The following is a 15,095-nucleotide window of genomic DNA, read 5'->3' on the forward strand; positions in this document are numbered from 1 at the left end:
GAGGCTCGGTGACGGACACGACCCGCGCACCGTCGATGGAGGTCGGGCCGCCGACGGCAGACGCTCCGTGGCCGGTGGCGACCCTGGCCGGCAAGATCCGCGGCTGGATCGAGCGCCTCGGCACCGCCTGGGTCGAGGGCGAGATCACCCAGTGGGGCGTCTCGGGCGGCAACGTCTACGGCAAGCTCAAAGACCTCAACGAGGATGCGACGGTCAGCTTCACGATCTGGTCGTCGGTGAAGGCGCGCATCCCGGCCGACCTCAAGCAGGGCGACCGCGTGATCGCCGCCATCAAGCCCAACTTCTGGGTCAAGGGCGGCACCCTCACCATGCAGGTCTTCGACATGCGCCACGTCGGCCTCGGCGACCTGCTCGAACGCCTCGAACGCCTCCGCCAGCAGCTCACCGCCGAGGGCCTCTTCGCCCCGGATCGCAAGAAGCGTCTCCCGTTCCTCCCGCACACCATCGGGCTCGTGACGGGCAAGGACTCCGACGCGGAGAAGGACGTGCTCCGCAACGCGCAGCTGCGCTGGCCGCAGGTGCGGTTCCGCACCGTGTACGCCGCCGTGCAGGGCGAGCGGACGGTCTCCGAGGTGACGGCCGCCATCCGCACCCTCGACGCCGACCCCGAGGTCGAGGTCATCATCGTCGCCCGCGGCGGAGGGGACTTCCAGAATCTGCTCGGCTTCTCCGACGAGGTCCTGGTCAGGGCGGCGGCAGCAGCGGTCACCCCGATCGTCAGCGCCATCGGCCACGAGGCCGACCGGCCGCTGCTCGACGAGGTCGCCGACCTCCGCGCATCCACCCCGACGGACGCCGCCAAGCGGGTCGTCCCGGACGTCGCAGAGGAGCTGGCCCGCGTTCAGCAGGCCCGCGCCCGCATCGGGATGCGCGTGACGCACATGATCGCCGCGGAGATCGACCGCATCGGTCACCTCCGCACCCGCCCGTCGCTCGCGTCGTCGAGCTGGATCGTCGACTCCCGGTCGGAGGAGCTCACCCGCTTCGTCGCCCGCGGCGCCGAACTGGTCGAACGCCGCGCCGACCGGGAGGCCACCAGGGTCGCCGAGCTGCGCGGCCAGCTGCGCGCGCTCTCGCCCCAGGGCACGCTCGACCGCGGGTACGCCATCGTGCAACTCGCCTCCGGGCACGTCGTCACCGCTCCGGAGGAGATGCCCTCCGGCACGGGGCTGCGCCTCACCGTCTCCGGCGGGGCCGTCGCCGCGACCGCGGGAGACCCCATCCCGTCGCCGGCCGGTCATCCGGATGCCGCTCACGAAGCAACCCCCCAGCTAGACAAATAGAATGGATGTCATGCCCACCACCGAGTCGCCCTCCGGCGACGACGCCTTCGCCTCGCTCAGCTACGAGGAGGCGCGCGACGAGCTGATCCGCGTCGTCGGTCAGCTGGAACAGGGCTCGTCCACGCTCGAGGAGTCCATCGCACTGTGGGAGCGCGGAGAAGCGCTCGCCCGGCACTGCGAGGAGTGGCTGATCGGTGCGAAGGCCCGGCTGGACGCCGCGCGTGTCGGTGCAACCGCTGGAGCAACGGCCGGAGCCACGGGAGCGTCGAGCGCCGAATGAGTCCCCGCACCAAACCACCGGCGGTGGTCGCCGAACTCGGACGCCCGGAGACCCCGGAGGAGACGGCCGCCCGCAAAGCGGTCAACTCCGCCAATCACCGCAACAGGCAGACCGTCAACAACCTGGTCTACTCGCTGATCGCCTGTGTCGCCCTCGTCGCCGTGATCGTGCTGTTCGTGCCGCGCGGCAACCCCACCTCGTCCGCTCCCCCGGTCGACTACGCATCCATCGCCGCGCAGGCACAGGGCTCCGAGCCGAACCGCCTGCTCGTGCCGAAGCTCTCCTCGGAGTGGAAGTCGAACAACGCGGAGCTGCGCACCAAGACCACGGACGGCGTCGACTCCTGGTATGTCGGGCTGATCACACCGAAGAAGCAGTACATCGGCATCACGCAGGGTTTCGACGCGAACGACACGTGGACGGCCCAGCAGGTCAACAAGTCGATGATCAAGGGCACGCGTACCATCGACGGCGTCCGCTGGGACGTCTACGACAACCACACGTCGAGCGACGACAACGGCAACGTCGAATACGCGCTCGTCACCGCGGCGGGCAAGAGCACGATCATCGTGTTCGGCACTGCGAGCGATGCCGAGTTCGGCACGGTCGCCGGTGCGCTCGCCGACCAGATTCGTCAACTCGGAGGTTCATGATGGGTAAGCCGAGGCCGTCCCGCGTCTGGGACGCCATGCTGCGTGGCAACGAACGGTTCGTCTCCGGCGATCCCGAGCACCCCCGCCAGGACGTGGAGCGCCGCGAGACCATCGCCAGCGGCCAGGCCCCGCTCGCCGCGATCTTCGGATGCGCCGACTCCCGTCTCGCCGCCGAGATCATCTTCGACCTCGGCCTCGGAGACGCCTTCGTGGTCCGCAACGCCGGACAGGTCATCTCCGACTCCGTGCTCGGTTCGCTCGAGTACGCGGTCGGCGTGCTGGAGGTTCCGCTCATCCTGGTGCTCGGTCACGACGAGTGCGGCGCCGTCCGCGCCGCGATCGACTCGCAGGCCGAGGATGCGACGCCGCTGCCCCCGCACATCGCGCACCTCATCTCCCCCATCGTCCCGGCGGTGCACACCGTCGCCGGCGTCCCGGCCGACCAGCCGGTGGACCCGGCGACCGTGGATGCGCTCGAGGTCGGCCGCGAGCACCTGCGGCACACCGTCGCCGAGCTCCTGGAGAGCTCCGAGATGATCAGCGCTGCCGTCGCGGACGGTTCGTTGGCTATCGTTGGTGCCAACTACCGGCTTCAGGAAGGTCGGGTCGTCCCCGACATCGTCGTCGGATTGGCCGACCAGGCCTCCGACTGAAATCGCGGGAAGCCCGGCGAATCCGCCGGCCCCGCACCAGAAAGGAAAACACACCGTGGTGGACACCCAGGCGGACGCCGACTACCGCATCGAGCACGACACGATGGGCGAGGTCCGCGTCCCAGCGGCCGCGCTGTACGGAGCGCAGACGCAGCGCGCCGTCGAGAACTTCCCGATCTCCGGATCGGTGCTGGAGCCGACACAGATCGCAGCACTGGCGCGGATCAAGAAGTCGGCCGCTCTCGCCAACGCGAGGCTCGGCGTGCTCGACCAGTCGATCGCCGACGCGATCGCCGCCGCCGCCGACGACGTCGTCACCGGCGCGCACGACGCGGACTTCCCGATCGACGTCTACCAGACCGGCTCTGGCACGTCCTCGAACATGAACATGAACGAGGTGCTGGCCACGCTGGCGTCCCGCAGGCTCGGCCAGCCGGTGCACCCGAACGACCACGTCAACGCGTCGCAGTCCTCCAACGACGTGTTCCCGACTTCGGTGCACATCGCCGTCACCGGCGCCCTCATCGACGATCTCATCCCCGCCCTCGACCACCTCGCGGTGTCGCTCGAGGAGAAGGCGGAGCTGTGGTCCACCGTCGTCAAGAGCGGCCGCACCCACCTGATGGATGCGACGCCGGTCACCCTCGGCCAGGAGTTCGGCGGCTACGCGGCCCAGATCCGTCTCGGCATCGAGCGCGTGCAGGCGTCCCTGCACCGCGTCGCGGAGGTCCCGCTCGGCGGCACGGCCGTCGGCACGGGCATCAACACCCCGCTCGGCTTCCCGCAGCTCGTCATCGAGCTGCTCACGCAGGAGACGGAGCTGCCGATCACGGAAGCCCGCAACCACTTCGAGGCGCAGGCCAACCGGGATGCGCTGGTCGAGGCATCCGGAGCGCTCCGCACGATCGCGGTCAGCCTCACCAAGATCTGCAACGACCTTCGCTGGATGGGCTCCGGCCCCAACACGGGACTGGGCGAACTGCACATCCCCGACCTGCAGCCCGGATCCTCGATCATGCCCGGCAAGGTCAACCCGGTGATCCCCGAGGCGGTGTTGATGGTCGCCTCGCGCGTGATCGGCAACGACGCGACGATCGCCTGGAGCGGCGCATCCGGCCTGTTCGAGCTGAACGTGGCGATCCCGGTGATGGGCACGGCGCTGCTCGAGTCGATCCGCCTGCTCACGCAGGGCTCCCGCGTGCTCGCGGACAAGACGGTCGCCGGCCTCGAGGCCAACGTCGACCGCGCCCGCGCGTACGCGGAGTCGAGCCCGTCGATCGTGACCCCGCTCAATCGCGTGATCGGCTACGAGGCGGCGGCCAAGGTGGCCAAGCACTCGGTCGCCCAGGGCATGACCGTCCGCGAGGCCGTCATCGACCTCGGCTTCGTCGACCGCGGCGAGGTCACGCTCGAACAGCTCGACACGGCGCTCGACGTGCTGAGCATGACCCACCCGGGGTAATTCGGCTGGCAGCAGCACCCGGTCGCGCTTGCGGTCGCTGAGATTTGCGCACAGGGCGCTCTCCCCAGGGAGGGCGCCCTGTCGCGTTGTGCGCCCGCTTAGGACAACTGCACGACGGCCGCGGCGACGGCCCAGAACCCGACCAACAGGTGCGGGCCGAGTGGGACTTCTGACTCCGTTCCTGCGGCAGCAACACGGGTCGCCGCCGCATCACGCGCCACCACCACACCACGCGCCACCACCGCACCGCTCAGTACCGCGAGCCCCGCCGTGGTGAACGCCACCACGAAGAGCGCGACCACCGGCGGCCCTGGCCCGAGCCCTCGCTCCACCGCGAGCGCACCGAGCACGAGCGTGAGCAGGGCAGCGAGCTTCACGTCTCCCATCCCGATCCCGCCGCCCGACGCCGCCGCACAGAGCACCGCGATCACCGCCGCCCAGCACAGTGCGAGCTCCACATACGCGCCCGGCGGATCCCCGCGTGGCAGCGCTGGCCAGCCGACGCCGAGCGCAGCGAAGGCGAGCCCGGGCAGTACGAGCGCGTTGGGCAGCCGCCGCTCCCGCAGGTCGGTCGCGCACAGCGGGAGCGACACCACGCCGAGGTACGCGACCCCCACCAGCCCGCCGACCGTCTGCCCGAGATTCTCCATGCATCGACCGTATGCGCCCGCCAGTCCGCCCGGCAGAAATCCACAGCACGGGCCGGTTTCCACAGCCCAGCGCCCGGCCGCGTCAGCCGGAATACTGGAACACGAACAGCGTCTGATCCGCCCCCACAACACAGCACCTACAACGCGCCGCGGCGCCCGCACCCACCTCGGGTGCGGGCGCCGCCGCGCGCGCCTACCGCCGCCGCCCCCCGCGCGCATCCAGTCGTCTCCCAGACCCGCGCAGCGCCAGCCAGCCGGCCGGCGTCACATCACTTCGTTCCCTTCCAGCATCTCCGTCACCAGCGCCGCGATCGCCGACCGCTCCGAGCGGGTGAGCGTCACGTGCGCGAATAGCGGGTGGCCCTTGAGCGTCTCGATCACCGAGGCGACGCCGTCGTGCCGTCCGACGCGGAGGTTGTCGCGCTGGGCGACGTCGTGGGTCAGCACCACGCGCGAGTTCTGCCCGACACGGCTGAGCACCGTGAGGAGCACGTTCCGTTCGAGCGACTGCGCCTCGTCGACGATCACGAAGGCGTCGTGCAGCGACCGGCCCCGGATGTGCGTGAGCGGCAGCACCTCGAGGATGCCGCGGTCCTGCACCTCGTCGAGCACGTTCTGCGACACCAGCGCTCCGAGCGTGTCGAAGATCGCCTGGCCCCAGGGGTTCATCTTCTCGCCCTGGTCGCCGGGGAGGTAGCCGAGTTCCTGGCCGCCGACCGCGTAGAGGGGACGGAACACCATGATCTTCTTGTGCTGCTGCCGCTCCAGCACCGCCTCCAGGCCGGCGCACAGTGCGAGCGCCGACTTGCCCGTTCCCGCACGGCCTCCCAGGGAGAGGATGCCGATCTCCGGGTCCAGGAGGAGGTCGATCGCGAGGCGCTGTTCCGCCGAGCGTCCGTGCAGGCCGAACACGTCCCTGTCGCCCCGGACGAGCTTCAGTTCACCGTCGGCCACCACGCGCCCGAGGGCCGAACCGCGGTCGGAGTGGACGATGAGGCCCGTGTTGGCGGGCATCCCGCGCACCAGGTCGGTGCGCATCCACTCGTTCTCGTAGAGGTCGCTCATCGCGTCGCTGCCGAGGTCGATCTCGGCGAGGCCCGTCCATCCGGAGTCGACGGCGAGTTCGTGACGGTACTCTTCGGCGGCGAGGCCGATCGAAGCCGCTTTGACGCGCAGCGGGAGGTCTTTGGAGACGACCGTGACCGCCAGCCCGTCATTGGCGAGGTTGAGCGCCACCGCCAGGATGCGGGAGTCGTTGTCCCCGAGCTGCAACCCGCTGGGCAGAACGGACATGTTGGAGTGGTTGAGTTCCACCCGCAGCGAGCCGCCGTCCCCGACCGGGATGGGGAAGTCGAGCCGTTCGTGCTGGATCCTCAGCTCGTCCAGATTGCGCAATGCCTGCCGCGCGAAGTAGCCGATCTCGGGATCGTTGCGTTTGCCCTCCAGTTCGCTCACGACGACGACGGGGATGACGACAGCGTGTTCGGCGAACCGGAAGATCGCCTGGGGGTCGGACAGCAGGACCGAGGTGTCGAGCACATACGTGCGCTCCGCCTGGTTGGTTCCGCTGTCGGTCGACTCGAACTGTCGGGTACCTGATTCAGCCACGACCACTCCCACCCCGCTCGCTCCGTGGAGCGGGCGGATCTGTTTGGCGAGTCGGCCGGTGGGTGTCGAAACGAACTTACGTGGCCGTCTCGATCGGGCTCCGTGCCCGATAAGCCGAACCTACGCCGACCCACCGACAGGCCACCGCGACACACCGCCGTCGCGCGTTTCCATCAGGTGAACTTTCGCCCCCACTTCGGGTCCCCCGTGCACACGATCGAGATGCGAGGAGCCCGCCCGGGTCAGGAGGCGGACGCGTACGAGGTGAACGCGGCCCGCAGCATGTCGAACGTCTCCTCCGTCGTGCCCGCGTGCACGGACAACCGCACGTTGGTCGCCCGGATGGATGCGGTGATCCCGTGGTTGAACAGGGACGCGCTGAGGGCCGTCAGCTGCTCCGGCAGCGGCTCGAGCACGACCATCCCCGCCCGTTCCGCCGCGTTGCGCGACGACGCGACCGGGATCGCGTACTCGTCCGCCAGCTCGAACACCCGCTCGACGCCGTCGCCGATCGCAGCGCTGATCGCCGGAACGCCGACCGCCGCGATGTCCTCCAGCGCCGCAGCGAACCGGGCCTGGGCGATCGGGTCCGGGTTGGAGATGCTGAACGCGCGCGTGCTGCTGCTCGGCTCCCCGACCTCATCCCACGACCCGTCGAGGTCGGCGCCCGTCCACCCGCTGAACACCGGCGTCAGATGCTCGATGGCGCGCTCGCTCGCCGCGAGGAACCCGGTCCCCCAGCCCGCGCGCGTCCACTTCTGGCCGCCGGAGACGACGATGTCCGCCACCTCGAACGGCGCATCCACCACGCCGAAACCCTGGATCGCATCCACGATCAGCAGCCGGTCGCCGATCACCTGGCGGATGCCGTCGATGTCGGCCAGATACCCGGTGCGCGAGTCGACCAGGCTGACCATCACCGCCGTCGTGTTCGGCGTCAACTGCTCCCGGATGCGCGCAGGAGTGACACGTTGGTGGTCGGTCTCCAGCCAGGTCGGCGTGACCACCCGCATCGCCTGCGACGCGCGCACGGCCGCATACGTGATGCTCGGGAACTCCGCCGCAGACAGCAGCACCTCGCCCCCGGTCAGACCGAACGCGGCATGCATGAGCCCGATCGACGCCGTCGGCTGGAACACCACCTGATCGGACGGGAACCGCGTCAACGCCGACACCGCATCCCGCACCCGCTGATCCTCGGCCTGCATCCGTCCGATGCTGCCGAACCGCGCCTTGGCGAGAATCTCGTACTGCCCGAGCGTTTCCGCGAGGGCGGTCGCCGAGATCGGTCCGACCCGGCCGTAGTCGAGGTAGCCGGACTCCTCGGAGAACGTGCGGGCGAATTCGTCGATCGTCGTCGTCATTGTGTGGTGACCTCCCGGAACATTCTGTCAGCCGGGAGGGTGGATCGTGCCCACCCGCATCACACCACCGAACGCACCGGCTCCCCCACACGCCCGTCCCCGACCGCGCCCGCCCCGGCACCGGCCAGCCACCGCGACACCGGCGGCAGCCACAGCGCCACGGCCGCAGCGACGGCGGCGATCGTGGCGACGAGGATCCCCGCGCCGGAGACGCCGGCGTCGGCGTCGCTGCCGCCCGGCCACATCCCGAGCATGGACGTCTCGGTCAGGTCGCTGAGGAGGACCACCGCGACCGCGCTGACGACGAGGCGACCGAGCGCCGAACCGCGCACCACGAACAGCGCGGCGATCACCTGCACGGCCACCGCGATCACCGTCACCCAGGCGTGCACCAGAGCCACCAGCGCAGGACCCCAGGCGTTCGGCACGATCAGAGCCTGCGCGACGACCAGGATGCTCGCCACGAACGCGACGAACGCCGCCCCCACCGAGAACCACACAAACCGGGCCGCCGCTCCGGCGTTGCCCGCGTCCGCAGCGCCCACGGCGTCCATGCTCCCCGTCACGGTCGAAGACGGCACCCGCACACCCCGCACCGCCACCGGCCGACGCGCCGTCAGAGCGAGCACACACGCGGCAATCGTCAGCGCCGCGAATCCCAGCCAGGTCAGCGTGGTCACGCTGAACAGCGCACTCCAGGCGAAGTGCACGGCGACCGCCACCTGCTGGACCTGCGCCGCGACGATCAGCACGGCCAGCACGATCGCCGTGACGAGCGCGCCGCGCCCGGAGCCGTCGCGCCCGGAGCCGTCGCGCCCGCGCCGTGCTACGCCGAGCACCACGCACACCACGGTGGCGCCGAGCAGGACCGCGCGCGTGCCGAACTCGGCGGTGAAGAGCAGACCTTCGTCCATCCCGACGGTCCAGAGAGCATAGAGGCCGATCACGCGGAGGGCCGACCAGGTGAGTCCGATACCGAGAAGGGCGGCGGCGGATGCGATCCAGGCCGCCGCGCGCATCCGGGTGTCGTCGGCGCGCCAGGCCGAGACCGCGAGTTGTCGTGCCGCACCCATCAGAACCCCCGTTGGTCGTGTCGTCCGCACTCATCCGCTCCCCGGCGGATCGTTCTCCGACCCTAGCAGCGACCGCATCCTGTCCCTCGGGCAGTGCCGGGGCGGGACGGAGCAGTCGGAGGGTCACCCCCCGTAGCGACGCTGGCGGCGCGAGTAATCGCGCACCGCACGCAGGAAGTCCACCTCGCGCAGGTCCGGCCCCAGCGCCTCCACGAAGTAGAACTCGCTGTGGGCGCTCTGCCAGAGCATGAAGTCGCTGAGGCGCTGCTCGCCGGAAGTGCGGATGACGAGGTCGGGGTCCGGCTGGCCGCCCGTGTAGAGGTGCTCGCCGATGAGGTCGGGGGTGAGCAGGTCGGCGAGGGTCTCCAGGCTGCCGCCCTTGGCATGGTGGGCGGCGACGATGTCGCGCATCGCGTCGGTGATCTCTTTGCGGCCGCCGTAGCCGACCGCCAGGTTCACGTGCAGGCCGGTGTTCTTGGCCGTGCGGTCCTCCGCGCCGGTCAGCGCGGCGACGAGCGGCTCGGGGAGGCCGGCGGTCGAACCGACGTGCTGCACCCGCCAGTCCCGGTAGTGGGAGAGGTCCTCGGCGAGCTCCGCGATGATCTCGATGAGGTCGGAGAGCTCGCCGCTCTCCCGGTTGCTCAGGTTGTCGCTGGACAGCAGGTAGAGGGTGACGACCTGGATGCCGAGGTCGTCGCACCACTCCAGGAACTCGCGCATCTTCGCCGCTCCGGCGCGGTGCCCGTGAGCGACCGTCGTGAGCCCGAGCTGGCGTGCCCAGCGCCGGTTGCCGTCGATGATCATCGCGACGTGGCGGGGCATCGACTCGGCAGGCAGGTTGCGCCTGAGCCTGTTCTGGTACAGACCGTAGAGCAGCCCACGTCCGAGGGGGAAACTCCATCTGCTCACGGAAGTACGTTACCCCGACCCGTGGCGTCGAACTCACAGCACGAGGTCACGCTGCTCCCGTACGCTTGATCCATGACACCCCGAAAGAGCCAGAAGCAGGAAGACGTGGCCGACGTGCTCGCCGCACCGGCCGACTCTCTCGGCCCGGCGGACGCGGCCGTGAAAGCCGACGAGAACCGGGGACCCGACCTTCCGAACATCCCGCTGCTGGATGCGTCGATCGCCGACCCCACGGAGATCAAGCCCACCTGGCGCGGCTGGATCCATGCGGCCACCTTCCCGGTCACCATCGCGGCCGGCATCGTGCTCATCACCCTCGCCGAGGGCGCACCGGCCAAGTGGTCGTCTGCGGTGTTCGTGCTCACCTCGCTGCTGCTGTTCGGCAACTCGGCGCTGTACCACCGCTTCAACTGGCGGCCGCGCGTCAAGATCATCCTCAAGCGGATCGACCACGCCAACATCTTCCTGCTGATCGCCGGAACGTACACGCCGCTCGCCGTGCTCGCTCTGCCGCCGAGCAAAGGCTTCCTGCTGCTCACGCTGGTCTGGGCCGGCGCGCTGATCGGCATCGCGTTCCGCGTGTTCTGGATCAACGCCCCGCGCTGGCTGTACGTCCCGCTCTACGTCGCCCTCGGCTGGGGCGCGCTGATGTACGTGGTCGACCTGCTCGACGCGAACGCGGCGATGATGGTGCTCGTGCTCGTCGGCGGCCTGCTCTACACGATCGGCGCGGTCATCTACGGCGTCAAGAAGCCGAACCCGTTCCCCGGGGTCTTCGGCTTCCACGAGATCTTCCACACGTTGACGGTGCTGGCATTTCTCTGCCACTGGACGGCGGTGCTGCTGATCGCCCTGCACCCGGTCTACAACGGGGGCTGAACTGACGGGAGCTGAGCCGGCGCGCTAGCGCTCGCTGTCGTCCTGACCGGCCTGACCGTCCTGCTCCGCCTGCTCGGCGTCCAGCTTCTCCGCGATCTCTGCGCGGTAGCGCACCCGCCGGATGCGCCGCGTCATGTCGAGCGCGAGCAGCACGGCGGCGACGGCGACCAGGAACGTCACCACGAAGCCGACGACACCAGGGGTGACCTGGTCGGCGTTCGGAGCGCCGGACGGCGTCGGGGAGGGCGTGGCGGCGGTGACCCACACGGCCGCGCGCAGCAGCGCATCCTGGATCATCGCTCTCCCTCACGGTCGACGACGATTCCTGCGCGCAGGTCGGTTACGGGCATCCGGGTCTCCACTTTCGAGCCGAGGACGAAGCGCAGGGTTTCACAGCTTCATCTCCTAGTCTGGGTTCAAGCCTACCGTCGCCCGGACGGTGCAGTTTCCACGGGAGAACGTTCAGTGCAGGGAGAAGGATGGCGGTGACCGAGACCCTCGATCGCCGCTACGGTCGAACGCCCGGTCGCAAGCGCCGGGACCGCTGGTGGATCATCGGAGTGGCTGTCGCGTTCGTCGCGATCTTCGCGGCGTGGACGTTCTGGGCGGGCTGGGACAACGACCAGGCCGACCTCGAGGCGACGGACACCGCGTACACGATCACGGATGCGCACCACGTGCGGATCACGTTCACCGTGAACACGCCGCCCGGCACCCCGGTGACCTGCGCCGTGCAGGCGCTGAACGAGTCGTTCGCCATCGTCGGCTGGCGGATCATCAGCTATCCGGCCTCCGACAAGCGCCTCACGGAGTACACCGAGACGATCAAGACCACGGAGCAGAGCAATACAGGTTTGATTTCCAGCTGCTGGCTGACCTAGGATTCTTCGATACGCCCCGACCGATGTCGGGGCGTCGACTTTATCCAGCCGGTCCCCGGACCGGCCGATCTGCCCAGCCGGTCACGACCGGCGGCGCAAAGGAGTTCATCATGTCTCAGGAGTCTCAGGTCAGCTTTCTGACCCAGGATGCGTACGACCGTCTGTCGGCCGAACTCGAGGAGCTCAGCGTCAACGGCCGAAACGAGATCGCGAAGCGCATCGAGGCGGCCCGCGAGGAGGGCGACCTCAAAGAGAATGGCGGATACCACGCCGCGAAAGACGAGCAGGGCAAGATCGAGGCCCGCATCGTGCAGCTCACCAACCTGCTGCGCAACGCCACTGTCAGCGAAGCCCCGGAGAGCCACGGTGTCGTGGAGCCCGGAACGGTGATCACGGCGACCATCGCTGGCGACGAGAGCACCTTCCTCATCGGCAACCGCGAGATCGCGGCGGGAACGGACCTGCAGGTCTACTCCGAGGGCAGCCCGCTCGGCGAGGCGATCCTCGGCCTCAAGGTGGGCGACTCCACGTCGTACACCGCGCCGAACGGCAAGCAGATCGCCGTCACGATCCAGAACGTGGAGACCTACCGCGGCTGAGCGGACGGTTCACGTGAGAAGCGCGGTGCGGGCATCCCGCACCGCGCTTTCTCGTGCACGGGGCCGAGCGGCCTACTCGTAGTCGAGCACGGGGTCGTAGCCCGCGGCGCGGAGCGCTTCGATGACGTGCTGGCGGTGATCGGTGCCCCGGGTCTCGACGCTGACGTCGAGCTCCACCTGGCTGAGCTGCAGGCCGCGCCCATGCCGGGTGTGCAGCACCTCCACCACGTTGGCGTTGACGCCGGCGAGGATCTCGGAGATGCGCGCGAGCTGACCGGGGCGGTCGGGCAGCATGATGGTGAGCTTGAGGTAGCGGTCGGAGGCCGCGAGACCGTGGCTGATGATGCGCTGCATGAGCAGCGGGTCGATGTTGCCGCCGGAGAGGATCGCGACCGTCGGGCCGATTGCGGGGACCTTGCCGGCCAGGATCGCCGCGACGGCGGCCGCGCCGGCCGGTTCGACGACGAGCTTCGCCCGCTCCAGGAGCACCAGGAGGGCGCGTGCGATGTCGTCCTCCGAGACGGTGACGACCTCGTCGACCACGTCGCGGATGATCTGGAAGTTGAGGGCGCCCGGCTTGCTCACGGCGATGCCGTCGGCGATGGTGGCGACGAGCGCGATCTCGGTGGGCTCTCCCGCATCCAGGGACGGCGGGTAGGCAGCCGCGTTGGCCGCCTGCACGCCGATGACGCGGATCTCCCTGCCCTCGGCGGCAGCGCGCTGCTTGACGGCGCTGGCCACCCCGGAGATGAGTCCGCCGCCGCCGATGGGGACGACGATCGTGGCCGCATCCGGCACGTCGTCGAGGATCTCGAGGCCGAGCGTTCCCTGCCCGGCGACCACATCCGGATGGTCGAACGGCGGGATGAGGACCGCTCCGGTCTCCGCGGCGAAGTCGGCGGCGGCGCGCAGCGTCTCGTCGACGATGCTGCCGCTCAGGACGACGTCGGCGCCGTAGTCGCGGGTGGCCTGGAACTTGGGGATGGCGACGCCGACCGGCATGAAGATCGTGGCGTGGATGCCCAGCTCCCTGGCCGCGAACGCGACCCCCTGGGCGTGGTTGCCCGCCGACGCGGCGACGACGCCGCGCTCGCGCTCTTCGGCGCTGAGCTTGGCCATCCGGTTGTACGCGCCGCGGATCTTGTACGACCCGGTGCGCTGCAGGTTCTCGCACTTGAGGAAGACGGGGGCGCCGAGCACGTCGGCAAGGAACCGCGAGGTCTCGACGGGCGTCGGCTCCGCGACCTTCGACACGACGATGCGCGCGGCCTCGATCTCGTCGAGGCTCGGCCCAGCGAAAGGAGTGCGCGTCGAATCAGTCAGCGTGGCCACGGGGACAGCCTACTCGCGGACGTATTCCACGAACCGAATGTGACCCGTCGGCCGACACCGTCAGGTCCTCGCGCGCCGGGGCGGCCGCGGGACGGTCTGCCACAGCACCGTATCGGGTGCCGAGTACTCCCGGTGGGCGCCCTCGCGCCACGCCCCGCTCGACACGTAGTGCACCATCACGTTGAGCACGGCGGCGACCGGCACCGCGAACAGCGCACCGGGGATTCCCGCGAGCAGCGATCCGGCCGCGACGGCGAGCACGACGGCCAGTGGATGCACCTTGACCGCCGTTCCCATGATGAGCGGTTGCAGCACATGCCCCTCGATCTGCTGCACCAGCAGCACCACGGCGAGCATGATGAGCGCGAACACCCAGCCCTTGAAGATCAGCGCGATGAAGATCGCCAGCGCACCGGTGACGACGGCGCCGACGACCGGGATGAACGAGCCGAGGAAGACGAGCACCGCGATCGGGATCACCAGCGGCAGCCCGAGGAAGAACGCCCCGAGACCGATGCCGAGGGCGTCGATCGACGCGACCAGGATCTGCACCTTCACGAAGTTGCGCAGGGTCACCCAGCCGGCCTGGCCAGCGCCGTCGACGGCGCGGCGGGCGCGCTTCGGGAAGATGCGCACGATCCAGTTCCAGATGGAGCGGCCGTCGATGAGGATGAACAGTGTGCTGAACAGCACGAGCAGCAGCCCGGCGAGCACGTGGCCGAGGGTCGAGCCGATCGACAGCGCGCCGGTGATGAAGATCTGGCTGTCCTGCTGGATCGACTTCGCGAGCGAGTCGAGGGCGCTGCTGATCTGGCTCTCGCTCAGGCCGAGCGGCCCGGACGTCAGCCACACGCGGAACTGGTCGTACGCCGCCACGGACTGCGTCTGGAGTTCGTGGCTCTGCCGCGTGACCTGCCAGACCGCGAGGTAGAGCAGTCCTCCGACCACCACGATCACCGAGACCATCGCCGCCACGATCGCGGCCCACCGCGGCCACCTGTGCCGGTGCAAGAAGTCGACGAACGGCACCAGCAGCGCCGAGATCAGCACGGCGATCAGCAGCGGGATGATGATGAGCCGCAGCTGCACCACGAGGAAGATCGCAACGGCGATGACGGCGCCGATGACGAGCAGCCGCCACGACCAGGCACCGGCGACGAGCATCCCGTGCGGCAGCGACTCCTCGACGGACCCGTGCTGCTGCACCTCGCCGTCCTGCTCCGGGCGACGGCCCTTGAGGAACCAGCCTCTGGCGGGCGCGCGGTTCTCGCGCGGCGTGACGGTGAGCTGCTTCGGCGTCGCGTCGTTCTCTGACATGCCGGTCAGTCTAGGCGCGCACCGGCGCCGGTCCAGCGGGTTGACGCGGGGTGTGGGCAACCCACAGGATGCGCCCAGCTGTGGAGGGATCGGTCACGGTCACCCGCCCTCACCACGTTCCCCCCTACGCC

General features: G+C 69.6%; 16 protein-coding genes. 8 read left to right on the top strand and 8 right to left on the bottom strand.

Annotated elements, in window-relative coordinates:
- The first annotated feature begins 35 nt into the window (after positions 1 to 35).
- From xseA to B7438_RS18400, 5 genes are read left to right on the top strand one after another with little or no spacing between them, the layout of a single operon-like run.
- Entirely contained in the window at positions 36 to 1,304 is a 1,269-nt protein-coding gene (gene xseA / locus B7438_RS18380) for an exodeoxyribonuclease VII large subunit (RefSeq protein ID WP_085371151.1), read from the top strand.
- A 1-nt stretch (position 1,305) separates the two neighbouring features.
- The gene (locus B7438_RS18385) at positions 1,306 to 1,584 is read left to right on the top strand and encodes an exodeoxyribonuclease VII small subunit (RefSeq protein WP_085371132.1); all 279 of its coding nucleotides are present in this window, start codon (positions 1,306 to 1,308) and stop codon (positions 1,582 to 1,584) included.
- Entirely contained in the window at positions 1,581 to 2,237 is a 657-nt protein-coding gene (locus B7438_RS18390) for a DUF4245 domain-containing protein (RefSeq protein WP_085371133.1), read from the top strand. Before B7438_RS18385 ends, B7438_RS18390 begins: the two co-directional genes overlap by 4 nt.
- Positions 2,234 to 2,890, top strand: a complete 657-nt coding sequence (locus B7438_RS18395; protein WP_179150871.1) for a carbonic anhydrase — start codon at positions 2,234 to 2,236, stop codon at positions 2,888 to 2,890. The genes B7438_RS18390 and B7438_RS18395 overlap by 4 nt, the downstream gene beginning before the upstream one ends.
- A gap of 55 nt (positions 2,891 to 2,945) precedes the next feature.
- Positions 2,946 to 4,352 carry an aspartate ammonia-lyase gene (locus B7438_RS18400; protein ID WP_085371135.1) on the top strand — a complete coding sequence of 469 codons (1,407 nt, stop codon included), beginning with the start codon at positions 2,946 to 2,948 and terminating at the stop codon, positions 4,350 to 4,352.
- A 98-nt stretch (positions 4,353 to 4,450) separates the two neighbouring features.
- On the opposite strand, the gene B7438_RS18405 is transcribed toward B7438_RS18400, so the two are convergent.
- The 5 genes from B7438_RS18405 to B7438_RS18425 form a co-directional block, all read right to left on the bottom strand.
- Positions 4,451 to 5,002, bottom strand: a complete 552-nt coding sequence (locus tag B7438_RS18405; RefSeq protein ID WP_179150872.1) for an A24 family peptidase — start codon at positions 5,000 to 5,002, stop codon at positions 4,451 to 4,453.
- 264 nt (positions 5,003 to 5,266) lie between these two features.
- The gene (locus B7438_RS18410) at positions 5,267 to 6,616 is read right to left on the bottom strand and encodes a PhoH family protein (protein WP_085371137.1); all 1,350 of its coding nucleotides are present in this window, start codon (positions 6,614 to 6,616) and stop codon (positions 5,267 to 5,269) included.
- A 236-nt stretch (positions 6,617 to 6,852) separates the two neighbouring features.
- Complete coding sequence (locus B7438_RS18415) at positions 6,853 to 7,974, bottom strand: aminotransferase class V-fold PLP-dependent enzyme (protein WP_085371138.1); 1,122 nt, start codon at positions 7,972 to 7,974, stop codon at positions 6,853 to 6,855.
- A gap of 59 nt (positions 7,975 to 8,033) precedes the next feature.
- Positions 8,034 to 9,047, bottom strand: a complete 1,014-nt coding sequence (locus tag B7438_RS18420) for a hypothetical protein (protein WP_085371139.1) — start codon at positions 9,045 to 9,047, stop codon at positions 8,034 to 8,036.
- 123 nt (positions 9,048 to 9,170) lie between these two features.
- Positions 9,171 to 9,956 carry an isoprenyl transferase gene (locus tag B7438_RS18425; RefSeq protein WP_085371140.1) on the bottom strand — a complete coding sequence of 262 codons (786 nt, stop codon included), beginning with the start codon at positions 9,954 to 9,956 and terminating at the stop codon, positions 9,171 to 9,173.
- A gap of 72 nt (positions 9,957 to 10,028) precedes the next feature.
- On the opposite strand from B7438_RS18425, the gene B7438_RS18430 reads away from it, so the two are divergent.
- Positions 10,029 to 10,835: a hemolysin III family protein gene (locus tag B7438_RS18430; protein WP_085371141.1), complete on the top strand. Its 807-nt coding sequence runs from the start codon at positions 10,029 to 10,031 to the stop codon at positions 10,833 to 10,835.
- 24 nt (positions 10,836 to 10,859) lie between these two features.
- Here the strand turns inward: B7438_RS18430 and B7438_RS18435 are convergent, their stop codons facing one another.
- On the bottom strand, positions 10,860 to 11,132 hold the full coding sequence (locus B7438_RS18435) for a hypothetical protein (protein WP_085371142.1): 273 nt from the start codon (positions 11,130 to 11,132) through the stop codon (positions 10,860 to 10,862).
- 188 nt (positions 11,133 to 11,320) lie between these two features.
- Here B7438_RS18435 and B7438_RS18440 point away from each other — a divergent pair, with 188 nt between their 5' ends.
- Both B7438_RS18440 and greA read left to right on the top strand, forming a co-directional pair.
- Positions 11,321 to 11,716 (top strand): DUF4307 domain-containing protein, encoded by a 396-nt coding sequence (locus B7438_RS18440; protein WP_247597106.1) that lies wholly within the window; start codon positions 11,321 to 11,323, stop codon positions 11,714 to 11,716.
- A 110-nt stretch (positions 11,717 to 11,826) separates the two neighbouring features.
- Entirely contained in the window at positions 11,827 to 12,315 is a 489-nt protein-coding gene (gene greA / locus B7438_RS18445; protein WP_085371144.1) for a transcription elongation factor GreA, read from the top strand.
- 72 nt (positions 12,316 to 12,387) lie between these two features.
- On the opposite strand, the gene ilvA is transcribed toward greA, so the two are convergent.
- Entirely contained in the window at positions 12,388 to 13,647 is a 1,260-nt protein-coding gene (gene ilvA / locus B7438_RS18450) for a threonine ammonia-lyase (protein WP_085371145.1), read from the bottom strand.
- A 60-nt stretch (positions 13,648 to 13,707) separates the two neighbouring features.
- Positions 13,708 to 14,964 carry an AI-2E family transporter gene (locus B7438_RS18455; RefSeq protein ID WP_085371146.1) on the bottom strand — a complete coding sequence of 419 codons (1,257 nt, stop codon included), beginning with the start codon at positions 14,962 to 14,964 and terminating at the stop codon, positions 13,708 to 13,710.
- Positions 14,965 to 15,095 lie beyond the last annotated feature (131 nt).

It is taken from the genome of Leifsonia sp. NCR5 (assembly GCF_002105485.1).
Classification (GTDB): Bacteria; Actinomycetota; Actinomycetes; order Actinomycetales; family Microbacteriaceae; genus Leifsonia.